Below are 21741 nucleotides of genomic sequence, written 5' to 3'. Positions count from 1 at the left end.
AGAGCCGTGCGTATTAGAACACCTTGTCCACCGGCAGGCCGAGCGCCATCGAGCCGGCGTATTGCGCCTGCGGGCCGGCCTGCAGCGGGTGGTAGCGCGCGGCCTGGATGTCGCGGAAGCGACGCTCCAGCCCAGTGGCGCGGTAGAAGCCGGCGCCGCCGGCGAGCTCCATCGCAAGCTCTACGGTGGCAATGGCGTGGCGCGCGACGAGCGTGCGGCCCGTCATCACCTGGTTGATGGTCTCGGCCGAAGGCGCATCGAGCCGCACCGCCGCCAGCATGTGCTCGCGGGCAAGGCGCGCGCCGGCCAGTTCGGTGTCCATGCGGCCGGCAAGCTGGATCATGTGGTTATCGACCTTCTTCTTTTTCGCGACACCAACCGCGATGTCGCGGGCGCTCTCGGCGACGCCGAGATAGACCGAATAGATCAGCGGAAACGCGATGGTTGCGATGATCTGGAACAGCGGATGCCATTCGCCGGCCTTGCGCTTCACCGCAACGGCTGCCTCCGGCACCACATGGCCGTCGATCAAGACGTCGTTGGAGCCGGTGCCGCGCATGCCGAGCGTGCGCCAGTTGTCCATCACCTTCACCTGCGGCGAGTTCATCGGCAGACCGAAGTGCAATACCTGCGCCGGTTCGCCTTCGCTCTCCAGCACGGCGGTGGTCATGAACAGGTTCGCGGCCGGCGAGCCGGAGGCAAACACCTTGCGTGCGGTGATGCGATAACCGCCGTCGACCTTCTCGGCCTTGCCGGAGCCGCCGATCCAGTCGCTGCCGCCGCTCGACAGCAAAAAGATGCGCTCGGCAGCGATGCGCTTGAGCAAGGGCTCGACGGGCGCCGCCTTCTGCACCTTCCAGCGCCAGGCGGGAATCGCGACCTGATGGGTGTGCATGGAAAACGCCAGCGCGGTGGAGCCGCAATGCTGGCCGAGGATGCGCAGCATTTCGGCGAGTTCATCGATGCTGGCGCCGCCGCCGCCAAGTTCAGCGGGCACGCCGGCCTCGACCAGGCCCGCTTCCTTCAGCGCGGCAAAATTCTCGGCGACGAACTGGTCCTCATCAGTAGCGGTGACGGCGCGCTCGGCGAAGATCGGGCCGAGCTGGCGGGCGATCTCGACGGGGCTGCGGTGCGTTGTCGCATCGATGGCGCGTGCTGCGTTGTTGCTCATGGTCATCCCTCCATTACTTGGGACATTCGCGAGTACGCGAGATGTCTAATGCCGCGGAAACTAGGCCCGGACGCAAAATCCCTCCAGTTCAGGAAGTGTACCGCCGCGGCGGCGAGGCGCCGCAAGCAAAACGACCCACTGTAAACACTAGACTATTCGGTTCAATGTGACAGCCGGCAGGCCAGAGCGGTATAGTATCTGTACTGCCGTCGTCCTCGCGCGTGCATAGGAGATCCCGTTGCCCGACAAAAGCGAACGCGGAAGCTATGGGCAGTTCTGCCCGGTGGCGATGGCGTCAGAGATCTTCTGCAACCGCTGGACTGCGCTGGTGCTGCGCGAATTGCTCTGCGGCACCACGCGCTTCAACGAACTGCGCCGCGGCGTGCCGCGGATGTCGCCGACACTGCTGTCGAAGCGGCTGAAGGAGCTGGAAGAGGCCGGCGTGATCGTCGCGGTGCCAACCGGTCAGCACGGCGTGGTGGACTACAAGCTGACCGAGGCGGGCGAAGATCTGCGCGGCATCGTCATGTCGCTCGGCTTCTGGGGGCAGCGCTGGGTCGAGTCGACGCTGTCGCTGAAGAATCTCGATCCCGGGCTGTTGATGTGGGACATGCGGCGCAACCTGCAGCCGACGCCATTGCCGCCGCGCCGCACCACCATCAACTTCATCTATCCGGAGATGCGGCCGGACCGGAAATCATGGTGGCTGGTGGTCGATCGCGAGAAGGTCGACCTCTGCCTCACCGATCCCGGCTACGACGTCGACCTCTATGTCAGCTGCCCCCTGCGCTCCATGACCGCGGTGTGGATGGGCGTCGCCAAGCTGAACAACGAAGTCGAGGCCGGCCGCATCAAGGTCACCGGCGACAGCTCGATCGCCAAATCGATGCAGCAATGGCTGGGTCTCAGCCCCTTCGCGCAGGGGCAAAGGGCGGTGGTGTAGCTGCAAACAGGCCGTTATGCGCGTCGGTCTTGGTATGTCCGAACATGTCCGGTTAGGGGATATTCTCGGAAACGCCGTTCTGCGCCCCTTGCACGCACGGGGGCGAAGGAGCCGCGCCCAGCGCGCTACTGCTTCTTCACCGTCTTGGCCGGCGCCTTCGCGGGCGCCGCCGGCTTCTTGGCGGCCGGCTTGCTGTCGGCCACGGTGTTGATGTCCGCGATCAGCTTGGTGATGCGCGAGGCGTTGCTGCCGAGATCGCTGTCGAAGTAGCGCGAGGCGGAGCGGATATCGACGCGCGAATCCTCGCCGTCGGCCTTGATGCGGATCGAGACGTCTTCGCGAAATCCCATGATCATCGTTTGCGCGATCGCCTCGATGCGTCCTTCGCGGCGTGCCTGCGGCGGGCGTTCGTCGACCACGCGCCATTTGCGCTTGTTGACGAGCGCGAGGGTGATCTCATAGGCGCGCTGCGGCGGGACCTCGAGCTCCACGGTCTCGATATCAGGGTAGGCGATCGCCTGCTGCTCGGCTGAATAGAGCCCGGCATAGACCGCGGGATTCGTGCCATCGCCGGCACGCAGCGGCGCCAGCGCCTGGAAGCGTGGCGGATCGATCGAATCGGTGGTGATGTCGTAGATCCGCGGCAGCTTGCGGTATTGCAAGGCCAGATAGGCGGGGTAGGCGAGGATGGCGGCGTCGAGCAACAGCGCCAGCAGGATGCGGCCCATGCCGCGCGAGCCGTTCTGCCAGATCGCGGCAAACGCGGCGAGGCCGACCAGGATGGAGAGGCCGGCCAGGGCCAGCGCGCCGAAGAAGGTCGCCAGCGCCGGCTTCATCTCGAGGAAGCCGAAGCGGACGATCAGGATCGACACCACCACCGCGATCAGTGAGAACAGTGCGAGGTTGCGCGCCCATGTGGCGAGGCTGGACACGGGCTCCGTCTGGTAGGGAGCGGAAAACCTGCGGGCCATCCTCAAACTTCCATCATGAATTCAGCTGCTGTTCCGGTCGTAATGCTGGTGACCCGGTGCGCCCTGAACTAGCGCATTTTCCGCACCTGTGGAAAGCAGCTTGCGCCGGAAAATCAGTCCAAATGGTGGTGCAAGGAGCGTCATGCCGGATGGCCGAACTGCGCGACCACAAAGTCGATAAAGGCCTTGATGCGCGGGGCGCGGTGGCGGCCGGGGACGGTCAGCGCATGGATCGGAAACGTCTCGGGGATGTGGCTATCCCCGAGCAGCGGGACGAGGGTGCCTTGCTGTATTGCCCGCGCGACCATGAAATCCGCCAAGCGGGCGATGCCGAGCCCGGCTACCGCCATATCGAGCAGCAGGTCGGCATTGTCGCTGGTAAATGTGCCTGACACGGCGAGGCGATTGATGCCTTCATGGGTGTGGAAGGGCCATTGCGACCACGCCGGCCCGGGCAGCGTCAGGCAATTATGCTGCAGCAGATCGGCCGGCACGCGCGGCGATCCGTGTTGCTTCAAATAGAGCGGACTGGCGCAGATAACCCGTGTGGCGTCGCCGAGCTTGCGCGCGATGAGGCTTGAGTCGCCGAGTGCACCGGAGCGGATGGCGACGTCGACCTGCTCGGCAACCAGGTCGACCTGGTGGTCCGAAACATGAAGCTCGACGCTGATGTCTGGATAATGGCTAAGGAAATCAGGAAGGGCGGGACCGAGTATCTGTTTGGCCAGGGCCGTCCCGACGCTGATCCGCAAATGACCGCGTGGCAGCCGGCTTGCCGCCGTTACCTCGGCTTCAGCGGCTTCGATCGATGCGAGGATGTCCCGGCTCCGGGCCAGAAACAGGTCGCCCTCGGCGGTCAAAGCGAGCCTGCGCGTGGTTCTGGTCAGGAGGCGCACACCCAGCCGGTCTTCGATGCGCGTGACCAGCTTGGACAAGGCAGAGGGGGTCACGCCGAGGTCGTCTGCCGCGGCGGCAAAGCTGCCCCGCTCGACCACCCGCACGAACCCATTCATCTCGGCCGAGGCTGCGTTGATATTCATGAATTTGGTTCACGAGTGAATGTAAATACTCGCCAATTATATCATATCGGAAACGTAATAATAGTGGTTGCAGACAATACAATGAAGGAGCGGCCGCTATGTCTTGGGAAAAGAGGTCTTGGGAAAAGAAGCTGCAAGGTCACGCTAGGGGTGTTGAGGGCGCGCTGCGCCATCCGGACGGCAGCCCCGATATCGCCGCCTACGGCAGGATCGCTCAGCGCGAGCGGGACGCGGCCGTCCTTGCCACCGTGCAGGACACAGCCCGCAGCCTGCGTGCGATGTGGTCGGCGATCTGGCGTGTCTTGGGTGGGTCCTCGGGCCGGCCGGGGCGCATCCGATCGAATGCGCCCCTCCGAGGCTAGAGCGTTTTCCAGCGAAGTGGACACCGGTTCGCGTCAAGAAAACGCGTCAAACCAAAGAATCTAGAGCCCCGTTCCGATTTTATCGGAACGGGAAAGGTCTAGGCCGCAGCGTTCGGGAAACGGTAGCTCTTGAACTGGTCGCGCAGCGCGGTCTTCAGGATCTTGCCGGTCGCAGTGTGCGGAATGCCCTCGACGAAAGCCACGTCGTCCGGCATCCACCATTTTGCGATCTTGCCATCCATGAATTTCAGGATGTCCTCGCGGCTTGCCTGCTGGCCGGCCTTCAGTTGCACGATCAGGAGCGGGCGCTCGTCCCATTTGGGATGATAGATGCCGATCACGGCGGCCTCCGCCACCGCGGGATGGCCGACCGCGAGGTTTTCCAGATCGATCGACGAAATCCATTCGCCGCCCGACTTGATGACGTCCTTGGAGCGGTCGGTGATGCGCATGTAGCCGTGCTGGTCGATGGTCGCGACGTCGCCGGTGTCGAAATAGCCGTGCTCGTCGAGAATCTCGTTGTCGACCTTGAAGTAGGCCTTCGCGACAGCAGGTCCTGCGACCTTGAGCCGGCCAAAGGTCTTGCCGTCCCACGGCAATTCCTTGCCGGCATCGTCGGTGATTTTCATCTGCACACCGAACGGCGGGTAGCCTTGCGTCTGCAGGATATCGAGCCGCTCCTCGCCGGTGAGTTCGGCGAACGGCGGCTTCTGCGCCGCCACGGTGCCGATCGGGCTCATCTCCGTCATGCCCCAGGCGTGGCGCACGCGAATGCCCATGTCGACGAAGGATTTGATCATCGAGCGCGGCATCGCCGAGCCGCCGCAGACCACGCTCTTCAGATGGGGCAGCTTCAGGTTTCCGGCGGCCATGTGGTTGAGCAGCATCAGCCACACCGTCGGCACGCCGGCGGTGTGCGTGACCTTCTCGGTGTCGAGCAACTCATACACCGATGCACCGTCGAGCTTGGCGCCCGGCATCACGAGCTTGGTGCCCATCGAGGGCGCGGAGAACGCAATCCCCCAGCTGTTGGCGTGGAACAACGGCACCACCGGCAGCATTGTCTCGGCGGCGCTGGTGCCGAGCGCGTCGACATTGTTGGCCATCAACCCGTGCAGCACGTTGGAGCGGTGCGAATACAACACGCCTTTTGGATCGCCCGTGGTACCCGAGGTGTAGCACATCGCGGCTGCGGTATTCTCGTCGAAGGTCTTCCACTCGAACTTGCCGTCGGCTTCCGCGATCCAGTCCTCATAGGCGACCGCGTTCTTCAGCGTGGTCTGCGGCATGTGGGCCTTGTCGGTGAACACGACATAGCGTTCGACGCTCGGCAGGCTGTCGGCGATCTTTTCCAGGATCGGAATGAAGGTGAGATCGGTCATCACCACGCGGTCTTGCGCATGGTTGATGATCCAGGCGATCTGGTCGGGGAACAGCCGCGGGTTGACGGTATGGCAGATCGCGCCGATGCCCATGATGCCGTACCAGGCTTCAAGGTGGCGCCAGGTGTTCCATGCGATGGTGGCGACGCGGTCACCGAGCTTGATGCCTTCGCGGTCGAGCCGCTGCGAGACTTTCAGCGCACGATCGCGAATTTCGGCGTAATTGGTGCGATGAATGGGCCCTTCGACCGACCGCGTGACGACCTCTTGCGTACCGTGATACTGCGCCGCGTGTTCGATAATCCGGTGGCAAAGCAAAGGCCAGTCTTGCATCAATCCGAGCATACGCACGTCCCTCCCAAAGGTTATTGTCTCGCGCATGATCCGCCAAAGTGCTGGTGTCTTGGCGTGCGATCATGGAATTGACATGAACTGTAGCGCGGAGAAAGCAAGCCGAAAATGGGCTTTTGGCGCCTTTGGTCGCACAGCGGCGGCAATGGTTACCGTTGCGGCGGGCCTGCTTTTGCTCGCTCTGCTCTCCGACCAGGCCCTGGCCGCGAAAACGTCCCGGGCATGGCAGTCGCCTTGGGGCGATTTGTTCGGGATCCATCCGCCGAGGCAGCGCGGAAAGGTCCACCGCGCGGCGGTGCCGCTGCCGCGGCCTCGCCCGGCCGATGCACCAACTGCTGAGCCCGCCAAGCCCACGGCTGACGAGCCCTCCAAGGAAGCTGCCAAGGAAACCGCCAAGGAAACCGCCAAGGAAACCGCCAAGGAAACTGCCAAGGAGACCACAAAGGAAGCCAAGCCCACCGAACAGGCCACGCCCCAGCCACCTCCGCCCTCGGCCTGCCGGCTGGCGCTGACGGAGGCCATCGCCATTGCTCCCAGTATTCCCGACATCCGTGGCGCCGGCGGCTGCGGGGGCGAGGACCTGGTGCGGCTCGAGGCGATCGTGCTGCCGGACAAGCGGCAGGTCTCGGTGAAGCCGGCGGCGATCCTGCGCTGCGCGATGGCCTCGGCATTGGCGGACTGGATCCGGACCGACATCGCGCCGCTGGCGGTGCGCCTCGGCAGCACGATCAGCGATCTCGACAATTTCGACTCGTTCGAATGCCGCGGCCGCAACCGCATCGTCGGTGCAAGACTCTCCGAGCACGGCCGCGCCAACGCGCTCGACGTCCGCGCCCTCAAGCTGGCCAATGGCCGCTCGATCTCGCTCACCGATCGCACCGTGCCGCGTGAGGTGCGCGAAGCCGTGCTGCATAGTGCGTGCGCGCGGTTCTCGACGGTGCTGGGTCCGGGGTCGGACTGGTACCACGAGGACCACATCCATCTCGACATCATGGAACGGCGGAACAACTACCGGATCTGCCAATGGAACGTGTGGGATCCGCTGCCGCAGAGGGCGCCGCTGATGCCGGCCGAGCGGCCGGAAGAGGCGCCGCCGCGCGAGGTTGCCGCCAAACCCGAAGCGGCCAAATCGGACGCTGCCAAACCCGCTGCGGGGAAATCCAGCGCCGCCCCGGCGGATGAGAAATCCGGTGCGGCAACGCCCGAACCCGAACCCAAGCCCACAACAAAAAAGCGCCGGCAAAACCGGCGCTCGTGATTGTCCTCTTTGCGGTCACCAGTCGCGCCCAATACGTGACGATTCATTGGCGTAACTCCAGCGTTTACGTGCCGGTTTGGGCTCGCTGCGGAAGAGGCTGTGTCCTTCTGGCCGCATTGCCGCGGCCCCCGTGGAATTCCGGTCGATATTTCGGTCACACCCTTGTTTCAATGCTGCTGATTGCGCGGGTTGGCCGCGATAGCGCACGGCCAAATAAAAAACGCCGGCAAAGCCGGCGTTTTGATCTCGTTGCGGTGTGATGCAATCCGCTATTGCGTTATCGAGCTGCCGCCGCCCTGGAGCGCCATCTTCGAATTGTAGGGCGAGTCACCCTGCTTCGGGTCGAGCACCACGACGATCGTGCCTTGCTTGACCTTGCTGTAGAGGTCGATGACGTCCTCATTGGTCATGCGAATGCAGCCCGAGGAAATCGATGCGCCGATATATTCCGGCTGGTTGGTGCCGTGAATCCGGAACAGCGTGTCACGGCCGCCCTGGTAAAGATAGAGCGCGCGGGCGCCGAGCGGATTGTCGACGCCGCCGGGCACCGACGCAGGCAGGCCTTCAATGCGCTTGTGGATGTCAGCGGTCGGTGTCCATTTCGGCCATTCCGCCATGTTGCCGACCTTGGCAATGCCGGAGAAGGCCAAGGCTTCTTCGCCGACCGTGATGCCGTAACGGATCGCCTTGCCGCCGTCCTGCACCAGGTAAAGATAATGGTTGTCGGAATCGACCACGATCGTGCCGGGCAGTTCACGGCGATGATAGTCGACGATGGCGCGGCGGAACGGTTCGGCCACCGGAACCTTGGCGTAACGCGCCTTTGCGAGCTGGGCCTTGTCATTCGGCTTGAGCGTGGCCTCGGGCGCGGCCTGATAGCTCGTGGTCTGCATGCAGCCCGACAACATCAGCCCTGCAGCCAGAATTCCCAACTTTGCCTTCAGCGACGTCATTGCACTTCCAATCGAACAATATCGCGGTTACGCGCCAATTTGCGTCGCAAACGCCACGATTCCAATAATCCCATTATTGGCAAAAACCGGTAATTATTCCAGTGCTTAGACGCTTGTTCGGCGCTGCGGGAGCCTGGCTGTGGCTTTTATGCCGCAAGTTTTTCGATTTCCGGTTGATTTATAGGCAACGCTGGCGTCCTTGCCGAATCGTGGCCACGCTACCGCCACCCCACCGCCATAAATGTGGATGGAGGGTTAATACGCCAGTCATCAAGCGCTTGCCAGAATCGCCTTTAGTCCGCTGGGTGCCTGTGGCGCTGTCGCGCGAAACGGGTACTAGGTCCGCGCGACGAAGACATGTCAGGACCAAAAGACGACCGCCCTGTTCCGGAGTTTCCCATGTTGTCAGTGTACGTCCCCTCTGAATCCACTCTTAAGAAAGTCGAGGTGGCTGAACCGGCGACGTTGCCGGAGGCCGCGGTCTGGATCGACATGGTGAAACCGACGACCGAGGAAGACCGCGCCGTGGAGCGGCTGACCGGGATCGCGGTGCCGACCCGGGAGGACATGCAGGAGATCGAGATTTCCAGCCGGCTCTATATCGAGAACGGCGCGCGCTACATGACCGCGACGCTGATGTGCCATTCCGACACCGATATGCCGCGGACGACGGCCGTCACCTTCATCATGGCCGGTCACCGATTGGTAACCGTGCGCTACGACATGCCGAAGCCGTTTGCCCTGGTGGAGAACAAGCTGGGGCGGTCGTGCATGCCGGGCATAACGGGCGAAATGGTGCTGATGGAACTTGTCGACGCGGTGATCGACCGTTGCGCCGACATCCTGGAGAAGGTCGGCGCCGACGTCGACCAGGTTTCCCATGACATCTTCGAACCCGAAAGCGAGCGTCACGGCCAGGCCAAGCGATATTCGCAGATCCTGATCGCGATCGGGCGCAAGGGGGATTTGACCTCGAAGGTCCGCGAGAGCCTGGTCTCGGTCGGCCGCGTCGTCACTTTCCTCTCGGCGGTCATGGAAGGCGTCAAATGGTCCAAGGACATGCGCGAGCAGCTCAAGACCATGCAGCGCGACGTCGCCTCGCTGACCGACCACGCGTCCTACCTGTCCAACAAGATCACCTTCGTGCTCGACGCCATGCTGGGCGTCGTCAATCTCGAGCAGAACAACATCATCAAGCTGTTCTCGGTGATGGCCGTGGTCTTGATGCCGCCGACGCTGATCGCCTCGATCTACGGCATGAATTTCAAGGCGATGCCGGAGCTCGAATGGGCGCACGGCTATCCGATGGCGCTGGTGATGATGCTCATGGCAGCCGTGCTGCCGTACTTCTTGTTCAGATGGAAGAAGTGGCTGTAGGCGCAACGTGACTGTAGTCACCGAGTGACTGTAGTTGCCGAGCGGCCGTAGTAACCGAGATGTTAAGGCGTGCGCATGATCTCGGGGGCATTCATGCACCTTCAAAAAAACAGGAAGCTGCCCCAATTGTACGAGTAAAATTTGAGCGTCGCGATGAACCTTTGCGCGACAGCTTTCTGCGATAACGCTGTCACAAGCCGCGAGGACAGCAATGGTTGAAAAATTCATAACGTCACCCCGCAACGTCATCGATTTTGCGCGCTACCAACAGGGCCGCATCGTTGGCAAGGCGCAGGCGATCGCGGCGCGGCTCTGCCGGCATTGCGGGGCTGCGCTTGCCGATGGCGAGAACGAAGACGAATGCTCCAGCGCCTTCAACGTCGAGACGCGTGATCTGCGAACCGCGCCAAGAAAAACGCGGAGCAAGTTCTACGCGGAGTGAAGCGCGCCAGCGCTTTCGCGCGAAGCATGCCCTCGGACTTGATCCGGGGTGCATACCGGTTCGCGCAAAAAAACCGCGTCAAAAGAGAATCCAGAGCTTCGGTTCTGATTCAATCAGAACCAGTCGTGCTCTAGACGTGCTGGCCGCCGTTGATGTGGATCTCGGCGCCGTTCACGTAACTGCTGGTTTCGGTACACAGCACGTAGATGATCTTGGCGACCTCGTCCGGTGTGCCGAGGCGGTGCATTGGAATCTGCTGGTCGACGATCTTCTCGGTGCCCGGCGACAGGATCGAGGTGTCGATCTCGCCCGGCGCGATCGAATTGACGCGGACGCCGACGCGGCCGAAATCGGACGCCATTTCACGTGTGAGTGAAGCAAGCGCCGCCTTCGACGTCGCATAGGCCACGCCCGCGAACGGATGCACGCGCGAGCCCGCAATCGAGGTGACGTTGACCACCGAGCCCTTGGTGGCCTTCAATTCCTCGATCAGCCCGCGCGCCATCATGATGGGGGCGAAGAAATTCACCCGGAAAACATGGCTCCAGGTCTCGATGTCGGTATCCATCGTGCCCATCCGCGTGCCTTCAGCGGTCTTCGGCGAAATCGCGGCATTGTTGACCAGCGCGTGCAGCGCGCCGCCTTCGAGGCGTTCGCGGATTTCCGAAATCGCGCGCGTGGTATCGGCATGGTCGGCAAGATCGACCTGGATGTGATCTTCAGGCCCGGCGTCCCACGGACAGTTGTCGGGGAAGGGATGCCGCGAGCAGGTGATGACGCGCCAGCCGGCCGACGAAAAGCGGATCACCGTGGCATGGCCGATGCCGCGGCTGGCTCCGGTCAGGAGCAACGTGCGTCGCGGCGCATTGGTGGAAGTCGACATGCAATACTTTCAGGCTTCAGGGATAGAGCCGCACTTTGGTCCAGGGTTGAACCGGCGCGTCGCGGCGGAATTCGATGCGGTCGTGGAGGCGGAACGGACGGTCGTGCCAGAATTCGAAACGCACCGGCTCGATGCGCCAGCCGCTCCAGCCCGGCGGACGCGGCACTTCGCCGATGACGTGCTTGGCGGCGACCAGCGCGATCGCCTGCTCGAAGGCAAAGCGGCTTTCCAGCGGCTGCGATTGCTTAGAGGCCCAGGCGCCGATCTGCGCCTGCTTCGGGCGGGTGGCGAAATAGGCGTCGGCTTCTTCCGCCGTCACGGGCGACACGTCGCCGCGGATGCGCACCTGACGGCGCAGCGATTTCCAGTGAAATAGTAAAGCCGCTTTAGGATTTGCGGCGAGTTCGCGGCCCTTCTGGCTGGCGATGTGGCTGTAGAACACGAAACCATCCGCATCAAAGCCTTTCATCAGCACCATGCGCACGTCGGGAAGGCCGTCGGCGTCGACGGTTGCGAGCGCCATCGCGTTGGGATCGTTCGGCTCTGCCTTCACGGCTTCGGCGAACCACGCACCGAACAACGCAAACGGTTCCTCGGCGGCGGTAAAATCACCCGATGTTAACGGTGTCGGGTGTTTGATGGAGGTTGTGTCGGTCATGCCAGGAGTTCCAGTTGCGTCCGTTCGCGTCAGAGAGCGCGCTACAGCCCCAGTATAGGTTCGCCCTATATAGGACATGGGGACGCATTGGCCTATCGGCGATCCGGCCGGCGGGCGCGGTGATGACCATGATTTTGATCGGCCTCGGCGCAGGCGGTTGCAGCATGGTCCGCTCCGACGTCCTCGCCAAGCTGGAAGAAAAAGACGTGACCGGGTCGGTGACGCCACCGGCCGCCCCTCCGGTGCCGACCGAGAGCGATCTGGCCTTTGCCCGCACGGCCGCCTCCGATGTATTGACCAAGGGTGGCAAGGATTCCAGCCAGCCCTGGGAAAATCCCGAAACCGGCGCGCGGGGTTCGGTGACGCCGCTGTCCCAGGCCTATGCCTCGGACGACGGCCGTACCTGCCGCGATTTCCTGGCCAGCTACGTCAAGGATCGTGCGGAAAGCTGGCTGCAGGGCGCCGCCTGCCGGGGTGAGCAGGGCCGATGGGAAATTCGTACCCTCAAGCCCTGGAAACGGAGCTAAGCTACCCCCAAAGCGTTTAAGGGTCAGTTTTTCAGGGGAATCGGCAGTTGCAAAAATGCAACTGGCTCCCCAGATGAAGGCAAAGCGGGCGAGTAGCCCTTTAGTTAGAACCGATTTCCCGTGAAGGAGACGTGACGGATGCGCGACCCCTATGAGGTCTTGGGGGTGCCGCGGGGCGCCAGCGCTGCGGCGATCAAGAGTGCTTACCGCAAGCTCGCCAAGAAGCATCACCCCGACAACAACACCAACGATCCGAAATCCGCGGCGCGTTTTTCCGAGATCAACTCAGCCAACGAGATCATCGGCGACGAGGACAAGCGCAAGCAGTTCGATCGCGGTGAGATCGACGCCGAGGGCAAGCCGCGCTTTCAGGGCTTTCCCGGCGGCGGCCCGCGCGGCCGTGCCGGCCCGGGCGGCGGCTTTGAAAGCCACACGTTCCGCAGCGGCGGCGGCCCCGGCCCCGGCGGCGGCGGCTTCGAGGACATCCTCAACAGCATGTTCGGCGGCGCTGCCCGCGGGCAACGTCCCGGCGGTGGCAGAGGATTTGAATTCGACACCGGCGGGATCGGCCTCGATCTCGATCTCAGCGTCGCCATGACGGTGTCGCTGGAGGAGTCGGTCAAGGGTGCCGAGAAGCGCGTCCGGCTGCCGACCGGCAAGGAGCTCAACGTCAAGATTCCGGCAGGCGTCGCCGCCGGTCAGCAAATCCGGGTGAAGGGCCAGGGCGAGACCGCGCAAGGCCATCCGCCGGGCGACCTCCTGATCACCGTCAGCATTGCGCCGCATCCCTTCTTCAAGATCGACGGCAGCGATCTGCGGCTCGATCTGCCGATCACGCTCTATGAGGCGGTGCTCGGGGCCAAGATTCGGGTGCCGACCCTCGGCGGCGCGGTCGAATTTCCGATCCCGAAGAACACCTCCAGCGGTCGCACCTTCCGACTCAAGGGCAAGGGGCTGCCGAAGGCAGGCGGGACCGGCGACCTGTTCGTCACGACGAGGATTATTCTTCCCGACGGGAACGATGCCGAGCTTGAAGCATTGATGCAAAAGTGGCGCGACGGCCACCCTTACAATCCGCGCAGCGAGTTCGGCTGACCAAAAACACGTTTAATAAAACAGCGGAGTGCGGCAGGCCATTTCCCGATACAATTCAGGCGCTTCCCTTTAAAAGGGCGGCCTCGAAAGGGGGACCAGCGCGGTACCAAACCCCGATCGAGGCCGCTTGCGCCGATCGGCGGATCGAGCGCCACTCATTTTCGCGTGATCACCCAGTGCGATAATGAGACGCGCCGATGTCCTGATTCCAGATTTTCAATGTCAGAATTGGGACAAACGGCTTTACCTAAACCGTTTTCGAGCGAGGGCAGCCCGCACCTTGATGCGGAGTGGACACCCGCTCGCGTCAGCAAACCGCAACAAACAAGCGCTCATTCAACCAGGTGGTGGATTTGGTTCAACCCCTTGGTTCAACCCCCGGTCTTTTCCATCTGGTCATACACCGATTGGGCGATCTGCGTCAGCCGGCCACGGTCGCCGACGCTGCTCACCACCACATAGGCCACGCCGCGATCGGCCCAGAACAGGGCGCTCTCCTTGCCCTCCGACGAAAATCGCATCTGCGTCGCCTCGGCTTCCGACTTCGCCGTGTAGATCGTGAAGCGCTCGCCCGATGCGCTCTCATACATCATGAACGAGGCAGGCCCGGTCGCGCCGGGCAACAGCCGCCCGCCGACCAGCTTCAATCCCGCCGCGGTCAATTCCGGCGCGCGCACCAGCCAGCCGCAGCGCTTGGTCAGCCATGCCTGCAGATGCGCGCGTTCGCTGCCGGGCACTTCGACGGGATGGCGCACTTCGACCACATAGAGCCGGTGCGCATCGAGCGCATCCGTCGTGAAACTCTGCAGCGCCGAGGGTGCTGCTGCAGCCCCGCGCGCCATCCAGCCGACGCCGCCGCCGACAATGAATGCCGCCAGCGTTGCGGCAATCGCGCCGTAGAACCATTTGCGCGGCTGGCGCACCAGCCGCTCGATCTCGAGCCGCCTCGGCACCGCCTCGTCGACGATGCCGTCGTAGCGGACATGCAGCGCTTCCGCCATCGTGCGCCACGACTGCACGCGCGCCGCATCGTCGGGATGCGTCGCGAGCCACGCTTCGACATCGCCGCGGCGCTCCGCCGGCAGCTCGTTGTCGACGTAAGCATGCAGCTCGTCTTCGGTGACGGGAATATGGGGGTTGGTCATCGTCGTCGTCTCTGTCTATTCGTGATCTGAAACTGCCTATGCATATCGCCTGCCATCACGCGTCTTGTTTGCATCACCTGCATCACTTCACCCGTCTGAGCGCGGTGCGCTCGCCCTCGAGCGAGGCTTTGACGTGTGCGCGCGCCCGGGCAAGCCGGGACATCACAGTCCCGATCGGTACGCCCTGGATGTCGGCGACCTCGCGGTAACTCAGCCCCTCCAGCATCACCAGCAGCAGCACCGAGCGCTGCTCTTCCACCAGCGTCGACAACGCGCGGGCGATGTCGCGGCCTTCCGCTTCGGTGCCGCTGGCGTCCGGGTTGTTGTCGAGCAGCGGCATGAATTGCGGCCGCCGCGCCAGCGATCGCCGCCGGTTCTTGTTGAGGTTGGTCAGGATCGTATAGAGCCAGCTCCTGACGTCGCCGCCGAGAAACAGCCGTTCCGAACGCAACGCGCGCACCAGCGTGTCCTGCACCAGATCGTCGGCGATATCGGCGTCGCGCGCCAGCGCACGCGCGTAGCGGCGCAGCGCCGGAATCATGGCTTCGACACTTTGGCGAAACGCGGTCATTGTCACCAGATCTTCAGGTCGGTCCGGCGCGAACGCCTTAACCAATATAACACCCAAACGACGCGTCTATTCCGCCTGTTGAGGCTCGCGCAAGACCGCGTTAAACCCAAGGTTAATCCATAGATTACCCTCAAGCGGATTTGGGCTGTACCCCGCTGGAGTGCTGGTGTACCTCCAACCGTAATACCAAGCGCGACTGGAAGCCGCATGCCGCGCGCTCTCCCATTCGTCGCTCAGGGAATAGCCGCCAGTCCGATGCCTGCGCCTGTCATCTATTACATTCGCCATGGCGAGACATCGTGGAATGCTGAAGGCCGGCTGCAGGGTGTGCAGGACATTCCGCTGAACGATCTTGGCCGCAGGCAGGCGGCCCATGCCGGCAATGTCCTCGGCGATCTCTTCGCGCGCCATGGCCGCGACAAATCGGACCTGGCGTTTGTCGCGAGCCCGCTGATCCGCGCCCGCGCCACGATGGAGCTGGTGCGTAGCGAACTGAAGCTGCCGCGCGACGGCTACGCGCTCGACGACCGTTTGCGCGAGATCGGTTACGGCCAGTGGGAAGGCGCGACACTGCCCGAGTTGCAGCTGCGCGACCCCGATCTCTATGCCAAACGCCAGATCGAGAAATGGACGGTGTCGCCGCCGGGCGGCGAGAGCTATGTCGACGTGCAGGCGAGGATGCAGGATTGGTATGCGTCGGTGGCGGCGGACACGGTTGCGGTGGCGCATGGCGGCACGGCGCGGGCCCTGATGGTGGCGCTCGGCATCGAGACGCCGCTCAGCGCCGCCGACCTGACCATCGAGCAGGGCGCCGTTTACGTCTTCCGGGACGGGGCGCTGCAGAAGTATAGTTAAATCCGCATCCATCCCCCGTCATTCCGGGGCGATGCGTAGCATCGAACCCGGAATCTCGAGATTCCGGGTCTGGTGCTAACGCACCATCCCGGAATGACGGCCTAACGTTTGACCGCGGGGGGCGCGCGCGTTACCACACGGCGCAATCCGGCAATTTTCTAGGCAGACCATGTCCTTCAACACCTTCGGCCACATGTTCCGGGTCACGACCTTTGGCGAGAGCCACGGCATCGCGATCGGCTGCGTGGTCGACGGCTGCCCGCCGCTGATCCCGCTGACCAATGCGGACATCCAGATCGATCTCGATCGCCGCCGTCCCGGCCAGTCGCGCTTCACCACCCAGCGCCAGGAACCGGATGCGGTCAAAATCCTGTCCGGCGTCATGGCCCATCCCGAGACCGGGGTGCAGGTGACGACGGGAACGCCGATCGCGCTGCTGATCGAGAACACCGACCAGCGCTCAAAGGACTATTCCGAGATCAAGGACAAGTTTCGTCCCGGCCATGCCGACTTCACCTATGAGGCCAAATACGGCCTGCGCGATTATCGCGGCGGCGGACGCTCGTCGGCGCGCGAGACCGCAACGCGGGTTGCGGCCGGCGCCATCGCGCGAAAAATCCTGCCCGACGTCAAGGTGCGCGGCGCGCTGGTGCAGATGGGTCCGCACAAGATCGATCGCGAGAAGTGGGACTGGGACGAGATCGCGCGCAATCCGTTCTTCTGCCCGGACAAGGACAGGGCTGCGTTCTTCGAGCAATACCTGGACGGCATCCGCAAGAGCGGCTCCTCGATCGGCGCCGTGATCGAAGTCGTCGCCGAAGGCGTGCCGGCCGGCCTCGGCGCGCCGATCTACGCCAAGCTCGACGGCGAACTGGCGGCGGCGATGATGAGCATCAACGCAGTGAAGGGCGTCGAGATCGGCGCAGGTTTCGGCGCCGCCGAATTGTCGGGCGAGCAAAACGCCGACGAGATGCGCACCGGCAACAACGGCACGCGCTTTCTGTCCAACCATGCCGGCGGCGTGCTGGGCGGCATCTCCACCGGCCAGCCGGTGGTGGTGCGCTTTGCGGTCAAGCCGACGTCGTCGATCCTGTCGCCGCGCCAGACCGTGGATCGCTCCGGCGCCGACACCGACATCATGACCAAGGGCCGGCACGATCCCTGCGTCGGCATCCGCGCGGTGCCGGTCGGCGAAGCCATGATGGCCTGCGTGCTGGCGGATCATCTGCTGCGCCATCGCGGGCAGGTCGGCTGAGCAGGTTTTGCAGGGCGGATTGGCGAAGCGTAATCCGCCGTTTTTGGGTCAGCCAGGGGCGGCGGATTACGCTCCGCTCCAATCCGCTCTACGGTCTACGGGCTTAGTCCTTGCGGCCGTTATTGTCTGCGAACTGATCAGCAGATATGTCGGGGACGTTGAACAAAACAGCTGGCCTGGTTCGCGTGATCATTGCGTCGTAATTGCCCGCAAGGCGTAACAGGCGTTGCTTGATGAATGGATCGGCTTGAGTGGCGAGTTCACGCAATTGTCGTGCTCGCTCCTTGTAAAAATCATCGTCCATCTGGGATCCCCACTAAACACCTCGATGGCTTATAGAGACGATCTCGTCTTGCTCATGTGATTGAGGACACAGTTCAGGCATTTTCTGCGACTTACTGGTACCGTTCCGCGGGTCCTAACTGCTCGCGAATGCAGCGTTTACAGTTTTTTGCGCGGAAGGCGCGGACGGTCATTGCCAACCGCGGAATGCTTCCAAGGCGATAAGCTTCCAAGGCGATAACAAGAGATAAAGGTCGCAGGCATTCGCGCGCTGCGACCCGCCGGGCGCAAATAAATTGGTACTTAAAAATGCTCGATCCGCCAGCCCCGGTTGTCCCAGAGACTGCTCCCGGTATCGACGAGTGTGGAGTCAAAATTTAAGTTCCCGCTGCGAAACACATCGAGTGTTGCGAAACCGAGACACAAAGTCGCAACGGCAGGCAGTTCCTATGAAGACCTTTTGCTCGCGCAACTTTCAAGAACAATTCGTGCGCGCATCAGTCGGGTTCCAGGTGGGTTGATGCATCAAGCGGCCGGTAGAGGCATGTCGAGAATGCCTCCCTACGAAAACTCATCGTTCTGGTTGCGCATTCTGCTCTCCTCCTTTGTCCGTCCTATCGCAGCCTTGAGGTCATCCAATTCGAGGAACGTATCCGCCTGCCGACGTAATTCGTCAGCGACCATCGCAGGTTTCGTTCGCATGCTTGATACGACTGTGACGCGAGGACCGAGGCGCTGGATTGCTTCCACAAGGCGACGAAAATCGCCGTCCCCGGAAAACAACAATATGTGGTCTACATGCTTCGCAATCTCGACCGCATCGACTGCGAGTTCGACTCCGATATTGCGCTTGTATTTCCGCCGGCCCTGACCATCATCGAACTCTTTGACCGAGTTCGTACGCACTGTGAAGCCGTTATAGTCGAGCCAATCGATGAGGGGCCGGGTCGTTTGAAACTCTTCAGCGATGATCGTGTAGTAATAAGCACGTACAAGCACGCCGCGCGTCCTGAACTCGGCGAGAAGCCTCCTGAAATCAATGCTGAAGTCCAAGGCTTTCGCCGTGTAATGGAGGTTCAGGCCGTCGACAAAAAGCGCCAATTTTTCCGAAGGAGTCATCGCCCCAAGCTCCCTTCACTTCCCATAGGACAGCGGTGCATTACGGAGAAACTAAGATTGCCGGCGGGGTGACGTACTTTGTCCACTGCTGCCGCGTCGCGGCGTTTATGTCCGCTAAGGGGCATTCGCGTCGGTCTGGCCGGACCACGGCGACTTCCGGTCTACCCCGGTGAACGGACATCCTCAGGATAGGCAGGCGTGTCTCAAATGTGTCAGAACCTGACACGATGCGTCTCCCAAAGTGCATTGCATGATCATTGAGCCAGGAGGTACGCGGTTGGAGTTTGCTTTTTATCCGCGGCGAAGTAAGTGACCTGAAAAGGACTAACAGGTGGCGCTTCCGCTTGGGTCATGAACGACGAGACTCGACGTGAGCATAACAGGTCCGCTTTCAAGCTACGGGAGGCAAACATGTCGGTTACGGACATCGTCATTCGGACTTCTATCGCAGCGGATCTCGAGTCGCTAATGGCGCTCATGATCGAACTGCAGGAATTCGAGCAGCAGTTCACCGAGCGAGCCGTTGCGGATCGTGAGTTCGCGGTGTGGTACATCGAGCGCCTGCTGCGCGTTATTGACGAAAACGACGGATTACTCCTAGTCGCCACGTTGAATGGTGCGTCCTGCGGGTTCGCCGCGGGCTTTCCAGACCAGGAGCCCGAGCTGCGTGATCGATACTTCCTGATCGCGGAGCTTGTCGTCACCCGGGGTCAGCGCGGCCGTGGCATCGGGCGTCGCCTCATGCTGGCGATGGAGGATGCAGCGCGCGCTCGCGGGCTAAAACGGATGGGGATTGGCGTCCTGGCCGGAAGCGACCGGGTGCATCGTCTGTACACGGCGCTGGGTTATCGGGACTATGCCATCAGCCTGCGGAAAGAGCTGCCGTCATGAGCCCGCAGGGCGATGCGGTCGGAACGACGGCGCCTTGACCGCGAGAGCGTCTTTTCAACGGGTGCACCGCTTATCGGCTTTGGGTCAAACCGAGAAGTCCGGGTGGGTAACCGGAAAGTCGGATTTGCCCTCAATGCCGGCCTTCAAAACCATCGGCATGTCTCAAAAGTACCGGAAGCAGACGTTAGCCGAGTAGTCCGGTCACTCAATCCGTCGTACAGTATGTTGTCGGTCAGAGTGCGAACCATGGTGCAGGATCGGCCAATTCGGGTCGAGCGCAGGTTGTCGGCCATAATGGCCGCCGACGTGGCTGGCTATTCGCGGCTCATGCACAATGATGAAGAAGCTACGCATGCCAAAGTTGCGGCACTTTTGATTGACGCTGTCACCCCCGCAATTGCCGAACGCGGGGGCCGGATCGTGAAGAACACGGGTGACGGGTTCTTGGCAGAGTTTCCGAGCGCGGTCGAAGCGGTTCGCGCTGCTGTCCAGTTCCAGGCCCGCATCAGGGAGCTTACAGTCGATGACTCGGAAGATAGCCGCATCATGTTTCGTGTGGGCATCAACGTCGGAGACGTAATCATCGAACCTCACGACGTTTTTGGAGACGGCGTCAATATCGCGGCGCGACTCGAAAGCATCGCGGAGGCCGGTGGGATCTGGATCTCATCGTCCGCCTACGATCATGTCCAGGGCAAGATTCAGGCTGAGTTCATCGATATGGGTGAACAAAGCCTCAAGAACATCGAACGCCCGGTTCGTGCGTTTAGAGTTCTCGACGTTGCGATGCCGCGAAAACCCGCGCTTCCACGTCGGGACAAGTCCTCGATTGCGGTGCTGCCTTTCCAGAACCTTTGTGCGGACGCTGAGCAGGAGTACCTGGCTGACGGCATCGTGGAGGACATCACGATGGCGTTGTCGCTCTTTCGTTGGCTGTTTGTGATCGCGCGAAGCTCAAGCTTCACGTACAGAGGCCGGACAGTCGACGTAAGGCAAGTTGGTCGCGAGCTTGGCGTACGCTATGTCCTTGTCGGTAGTGTGCGCAAAGCTGGAAACCGCATACGTATCGCAGGACAACTTATAGACACCGAAACCAGAGCGCACCTGTGGGCCGGCCGTTTCGAGGGGCCGCCCGAAGATATGTTTGACCTTCAGGACCGCGTGACAGAAGGCGTTGTGGGCGCAATCGCCTCCAAATTGCAGATTGAGGAGATCAAGCGAGCCAACCGAAAGCCAACCGAGAATCTCCTGGCGTATGATTACTACCTGCGCGGAATGGCCAAGCATGATTTTGAGTCGATGGCCGCCAATCAGGAAGCGCTCCGGCTTTACCGCAAAGCGATCGATGTCGATCCCAAACTAGCCTGCGCCTACGGCATGGCAGCATGGTGCTACGTGCACCGAAAGGCGCGCGGATGGATGATCGAATCTGTCCGGGAAAGTGCCGAAGCCACGAGCTTGGCTCGGAAAGCAGTGCACCTGGGTAGCGACGATTCCGTGGCATTGTGTATGGGCGGTTATGCACTTGCCTTCATAGCGCACGAGTTCGACGCGGCCGCGACTTTCATGGACCGGGGGCTGGAAGCTAATCCGAACCATGCGTCCGCCTGGACGCTCGGTGCGTGGCTGAGGGTATGGAGAGGTGAGCCGGATGTGGCGCTCGAACATGTCGCACATGCCGTTCGCCTAAATCCTCGCGATCCCGCTGGTGTTCATGGTGCAGCGGCATATGCGCATTTTCTGTTAGGCGACTACGACAGCGCGTCAGCCTGGGCCGAAACGTCCATGCGTGACAGTCCGCCTTTTCTGCTGCCAATTTGTGCGTATGCGGCAAGCAATGGGCTGGCTGGACGTCTGGAACCGGCACAACACGGCGTGGAGTTGGTACTGAAACACAGACCCGGTTTGCGCATATCAAACTTGAAAGATCTCGCGTCATTCCGCCGGGACGAGGATTTCGCTTTGTTCAGCGCTGGCCTACGAAAGGCCGGCCTTCCAGAGTGATCGGAGACGAAACTCGAACCGGCCGCCCACGTCGGCATCGGGTCAAAAACGGAAGTCGGTCCTCGCATTCGTGATGTCCGCTCTGGCGCCGTGAAGCAAGCGTGGAGCGCGCCACGTCCGCACAGTGCCGATTTTGTTGCAAAAGTCGGCTGTTTGCGATGGATAGTTCGGCTACGTCGCCAGGGGCGGCCGGCTTTGATCCGCCG

At 62.2% G+C, this 21741-nt stretch carries 21 protein-coding genes; 10 read left to right on the top strand and 11 right to left on the bottom strand.

The genetic code is table 11. The features are described 5' to 3' along the window. Positions 1-13: 13 nt before the first annotated feature. A complete protein-coding gene (locus tag JQ575_RS22585; RefSeq protein ID WP_212035361.1) occupies positions 14-1171 on the bottom strand; it encodes an acyl-CoA dehydrogenase family protein in 1158 nt (385 codons plus the stop codon). Positions 1172-1460: 289 nt separating this feature from the next. On the opposite strand from JQ575_RS22585, the gene JQ575_RS22580 reads away from it, so the two are divergent. After that, entirely contained in the window at positions 1461-2114 is a 654-nt protein-coding gene (locus JQ575_RS22580) for a helix-turn-helix domain-containing protein (RefSeq protein ID WP_212035451.1), read from the top strand. A gap of 125 nt (positions 2115-2239) precedes the next feature. Here the strand turns inward: JQ575_RS22580 and JQ575_RS22575 are convergent, their stop codons facing one another. From JQ575_RS22575 to JQ575_RS22565, 3 genes are all read right to left on the bottom strand, one after another. Further along, the gene (locus tag JQ575_RS22575) at positions 2240-3085 is read right to left on the bottom strand and encodes a DUF1499 domain-containing protein (protein ID WP_212035360.1); all 846 of its coding nucleotides are present in this window, start codon (positions 3083-3085) and stop codon (positions 2240-2242) included. A 140-nt stretch (positions 3086-3225) separates the two neighbouring features. Further along, positions 3226-4086 (bottom strand): LysR substrate-binding domain-containing protein, encoded by an 861-nt coding sequence (locus JQ575_RS22570; protein WP_312015993.1) that lies wholly within the window; start codon positions 4084-4086, stop codon positions 3226-3228. Between the two features lie 499 nt (positions 4087-4585). Further along, positions 4586-6214: a fatty-acid--CoA ligase gene (locus JQ575_RS22565; RefSeq protein WP_212035359.1), complete on the bottom strand. Its 1629-nt coding sequence runs from the start codon at positions 6212-6214 to the stop codon at positions 4586-4588. 82 nt (positions 6215-6296) lie between these two features. Here JQ575_RS22565 and JQ575_RS22560 point away from each other — a divergent pair, with 82 nt between their 5' ends. Continuing rightward, positions 6297-7478, top strand: coding sequence for an extensin family protein (locus JQ575_RS22560; RefSeq protein ID WP_212035358.1), 1182 nt, complete (start codon positions 6297-6299; stop codon positions 7476-7478). Between the two features lie 269 nt (positions 7479-7747). Here the strand turns inward: JQ575_RS22560 and JQ575_RS22555 are convergent, their stop codons facing one another. Then, positions 7748-8431, bottom strand: a complete 684-nt coding sequence (locus JQ575_RS22555; protein ID WP_212035357.1) for a L,D-transpeptidase — start codon at positions 8429-8431, stop codon at positions 7748-7750. A gap of 399 nt (positions 8432-8830) precedes the next feature. Here JQ575_RS22555 and JQ575_RS22550 point away from each other — a divergent pair, with 399 nt between their 5' ends. Continuing rightward, positions 8831-9808, top strand: a complete 978-nt coding sequence (locus tag JQ575_RS22550; protein ID WP_212035356.1) for a magnesium transporter CorA family protein — start codon at positions 8831-8833, stop codon at positions 9806-9808. A 211-nt stretch (positions 9809-10019) separates the two neighbouring features. Then, a complete protein-coding gene (locus tag JQ575_RS22545) occupies positions 10020-10250 on the top strand; it encodes a hypothetical protein (protein ID WP_212035355.1) in 231 nt (76 codons plus the stop codon). A 130-nt stretch (positions 10251-10380) separates the two neighbouring features. Here the strand turns inward: JQ575_RS22545 and JQ575_RS22540 are convergent, their stop codons facing one another. Together JQ575_RS22540 and pdxH are read right to left on the bottom strand one after the other, a co-directional pair. After that, positions 10381-11133: an SDR family NAD(P)-dependent oxidoreductase gene (locus JQ575_RS22540; RefSeq protein ID WP_212035354.1), complete on the bottom strand. Its 753-nt coding sequence runs from the start codon at positions 11131-11133 to the stop codon at positions 10381-10383. A gap of 16 nt (positions 11134-11149) precedes the next feature. Next, positions 11150-11791 carry a pyridoxamine 5'-phosphate oxidase gene (gene pdxH / locus JQ575_RS22535; protein WP_212035353.1) on the bottom strand — a complete coding sequence of 214 codons (642 nt, stop codon included), beginning with the start codon at positions 11789-11791 and terminating at the stop codon, positions 11150-11152. A 122-nt stretch (positions 11792-11913) separates the two neighbouring features. Here pdxH and JQ575_RS22530 point away from each other — a divergent pair, with 122 nt between their 5' ends. Together JQ575_RS22530 and JQ575_RS22525 are read left to right on the top strand one after the other, a co-directional pair. After that, positions 11914-12318: an RT0821/Lpp0805 family surface protein gene (locus JQ575_RS22530; protein ID WP_212035352.1), complete on the top strand. Its 405-nt coding sequence runs from the start codon at positions 11914-11916 to the stop codon at positions 12316-12318. Between the two features lie 138 nt (positions 12319-12456). Beyond that, positions 12457-13413, top strand: coding sequence for a DnaJ C-terminal domain-containing protein (locus JQ575_RS22525; protein WP_212035351.1), 957 nt, complete (start codon positions 12457-12459; stop codon positions 13411-13413). 371 nt (positions 13414-13784) lie between these two features. Here JQ575_RS22525 and JQ575_RS22520 read toward each other — a convergent pair whose 3' ends face one another. After that, a complete protein-coding gene (locus JQ575_RS22520; protein ID WP_212035350.1) occupies positions 13785-14558 on the bottom strand; it encodes an anti-sigma factor in 774 nt (257 codons plus the stop codon). A gap of 82 nt (positions 14559-14640) precedes the next feature. Beyond that, the gene (locus JQ575_RS22515; protein ID WP_209846728.1) at positions 14641-15129 is read right to left on the bottom strand and encodes an RNA polymerase sigma factor; all 489 of its coding nucleotides are present in this window, start codon (positions 15127-15129) and stop codon (positions 14641-14643) included. Between the two features lie 255 nt (positions 15130-15384). Here JQ575_RS22515 and JQ575_RS22510 point away from each other — a divergent pair, with 255 nt between their 5' ends. Both JQ575_RS22510 and aroC read left to right on the top strand, forming a co-directional pair. Then, positions 15385-15984: a histidine phosphatase family protein gene (locus JQ575_RS22510; protein WP_212035449.1), complete on the top strand. Its 600-nt coding sequence runs from the start codon at positions 15385-15387 to the stop codon at positions 15982-15984. A gap of 169 nt (positions 15985-16153) precedes the next feature. Next, complete coding sequence (gene aroC, locus JQ575_RS22505; RefSeq protein WP_212035349.1) at positions 16154-17239, top strand: chorismate synthase; 1086 nt, start codon at positions 16154-16156, stop codon at positions 17237-17239. A gap of 103 nt (positions 17240-17342) precedes the next feature. On the opposite strand, the gene JQ575_RS22500 is transcribed toward aroC, so the two are convergent. Both JQ575_RS22500 and JQ575_RS22495 read right to left on the bottom strand, forming a co-directional pair. Beyond that, the gene (locus JQ575_RS22500) at positions 17343-17543 is read right to left on the bottom strand and encodes a hypothetical protein (protein ID WP_212035348.1); all 201 of its coding nucleotides are present in this window, start codon (positions 17541-17543) and stop codon (positions 17343-17345) included. A 539-nt stretch (positions 17544-18082) separates the two neighbouring features. Beyond that, positions 18083-18640: an NYN domain-containing protein gene (locus JQ575_RS22495; RefSeq protein ID WP_212035347.1), complete on the bottom strand. Its 558-nt coding sequence runs from the start codon at positions 18638-18640 to the stop codon at positions 18083-18085. Positions 18641-19051: 411 nt separating this feature from the next. Here JQ575_RS22495 and JQ575_RS22490 point away from each other — a divergent pair, with 411 nt between their 5' ends. Together JQ575_RS22490 and JQ575_RS22485 are read left to right on the top strand one after the other, a co-directional pair. After that, complete coding sequence (locus JQ575_RS22490) at positions 19052-19531, top strand: GNAT family N-acetyltransferase (RefSeq protein ID WP_212035346.1); 480 nt, start codon at positions 19052-19054, stop codon at positions 19529-19531. 246 nt (positions 19532-19777) lie between these two features. Next, positions 19778-21535 carry an adenylate/guanylate cyclase domain-containing protein gene (locus tag JQ575_RS22485; RefSeq protein WP_249166823.1) on the top strand — a complete coding sequence of 586 codons (1758 nt, stop codon included), beginning with the start codon at positions 19778-19780 and terminating at the stop codon, positions 21533-21535. Positions 21536-21741: the final 206 nt, after the last annotated feature.

It is taken from the genome of Bradyrhizobium sp. JYMT SZCCT0428 (assembly GCF_018131075.1).
Lineage (GTDB): Bacteria > Pseudomonadota > Alphaproteobacteria > Rhizobiales > Xanthobacteraceae > Bradyrhizobium.
The sequence above is the reverse complement of the archived record's forward strand: the minus strand, read 5'-3'. Positions and strand labels throughout refer to the sequence as shown.

Bases quoted from the DNA above. Each gene is read 5' to 3' on its own strand.
- JQ575_RS22585 (WP_212035361.1), bottom strand. From the start codon at position 1,171: ATGAGCAACAACGCAGCACGCGCCATCGATGCGACAACGCACCGCAGC.
- JQ575_RS22580 (WP_212035451.1), top strand. From the start codon at position 1,461: ATGGCGTCAGAGATCTTCTGCAACCGCTGGACTGCGCTGGTGCTGCGC.
- JQ575_RS22575 (WP_212035360.1), bottom strand. From the start codon at position 3,085: ATGGCCCGCAGGTTTTCCGCTCCCTACCAGACGGAGCCCGTGTCCAGC.
- JQ575_RS22565 (WP_212035359.1), bottom strand. From the start codon at position 6,214: ATGCTCGGATTGATGCAAGACTGGCCTTTGCTTTGCCACCGGATTATC.
- JQ575_RS22560 (WP_212035358.1), top strand. From the start codon at position 6,297: ATGAACTGTAGCGCGGAGAAAGCAAGCCGAAAATGGGCTTTTGGCGCC.
- JQ575_RS22555 (WP_212035357.1), bottom strand. From the start codon at position 8,431: ATGACGTCGCTGAAGGCAAAGTTGGGAATTCTGGCTGCAGGGCTGATG.
- JQ575_RS22550 (WP_212035356.1), top strand. From the start codon at position 8,831: ATGTTGTCAGTGTACGTCCCCTCTGAATCCACTCTTAAGAAAGTCGAG.
- JQ575_RS22545 (WP_212035355.1), top strand. From the start codon at position 10,020: ATGGTTGAAAAATTCATAACGTCACCCCGCAACGTCATCGATTTTGCG.
- JQ575_RS22540 (WP_212035354.1), bottom strand. From the start codon at position 11,133: ATGTCGACTTCCACCAATGCGCCGCGACGCACGTTGCTCCTGACCGGA.
- pdxH (WP_212035353.1), bottom strand. From the start codon at position 11,791: ATGACCGACACAACCTCCATCAAACACCCGACACCGTTAACATCGGGT.
- JQ575_RS22530 (WP_212035352.1), top strand. From the start codon at position 11,914: ATGACCATGATTTTGATCGGCCTCGGCGCAGGCGGTTGCAGCATGGTC.
- JQ575_RS22525 (WP_212035351.1), top strand. From the start codon at position 12,457: ATGCGCGACCCCTATGAGGTCTTGGGGGTGCCGCGGGGCGCCAGCGCT.
- JQ575_RS22520 (WP_212035350.1), bottom strand. From the start codon at position 14,558: ATGACCAACCCCCATATTCCCGTCACCGAAGACGAGCTGCATGCTTAC.
- JQ575_RS22515 (WP_209846728.1), bottom strand. From the start codon at position 15,129: ATGACCGCGTTTCGCCAAAGTGTCGAAGCCATGATTCCGGCGCTGCGC.
- JQ575_RS22510 (WP_212035449.1), top strand. From the start codon at position 15,385: ATGCCTGCGCCTGTCATCTATTACATTCGCCATGGCGAGACATCGTGG.
- aroC (WP_212035349.1), top strand. From the start codon at position 16,154: ATGTCCTTCAACACCTTCGGCCACATGTTCCGGGTCACGACCTTTGGC.
- JQ575_RS22500 (WP_212035348.1), bottom strand. From the start codon at position 17,543: ATGGACGATGATTTTTACAAGGAGCGAGCACGACAATTGCGTGAACTC.
- JQ575_RS22495 (WP_212035347.1), bottom strand. From the start codon at position 18,640: ATGACTCCTTCGGAAAAATTGGCGCTTTTTGTCGACGGCCTGAACCTC.
- JQ575_RS22490 (WP_212035346.1), top strand. From the start codon at position 19,052: ATGTCGGTTACGGACATCGTCATTCGGACTTCTATCGCAGCGGATCTC.
- JQ575_RS22485 (WP_249166823.1), top strand. From the start codon at position 19,778: ATGGTGCAGGATCGGCCAATTCGGGTCGAGCGCAGGTTGTCGGCCATA.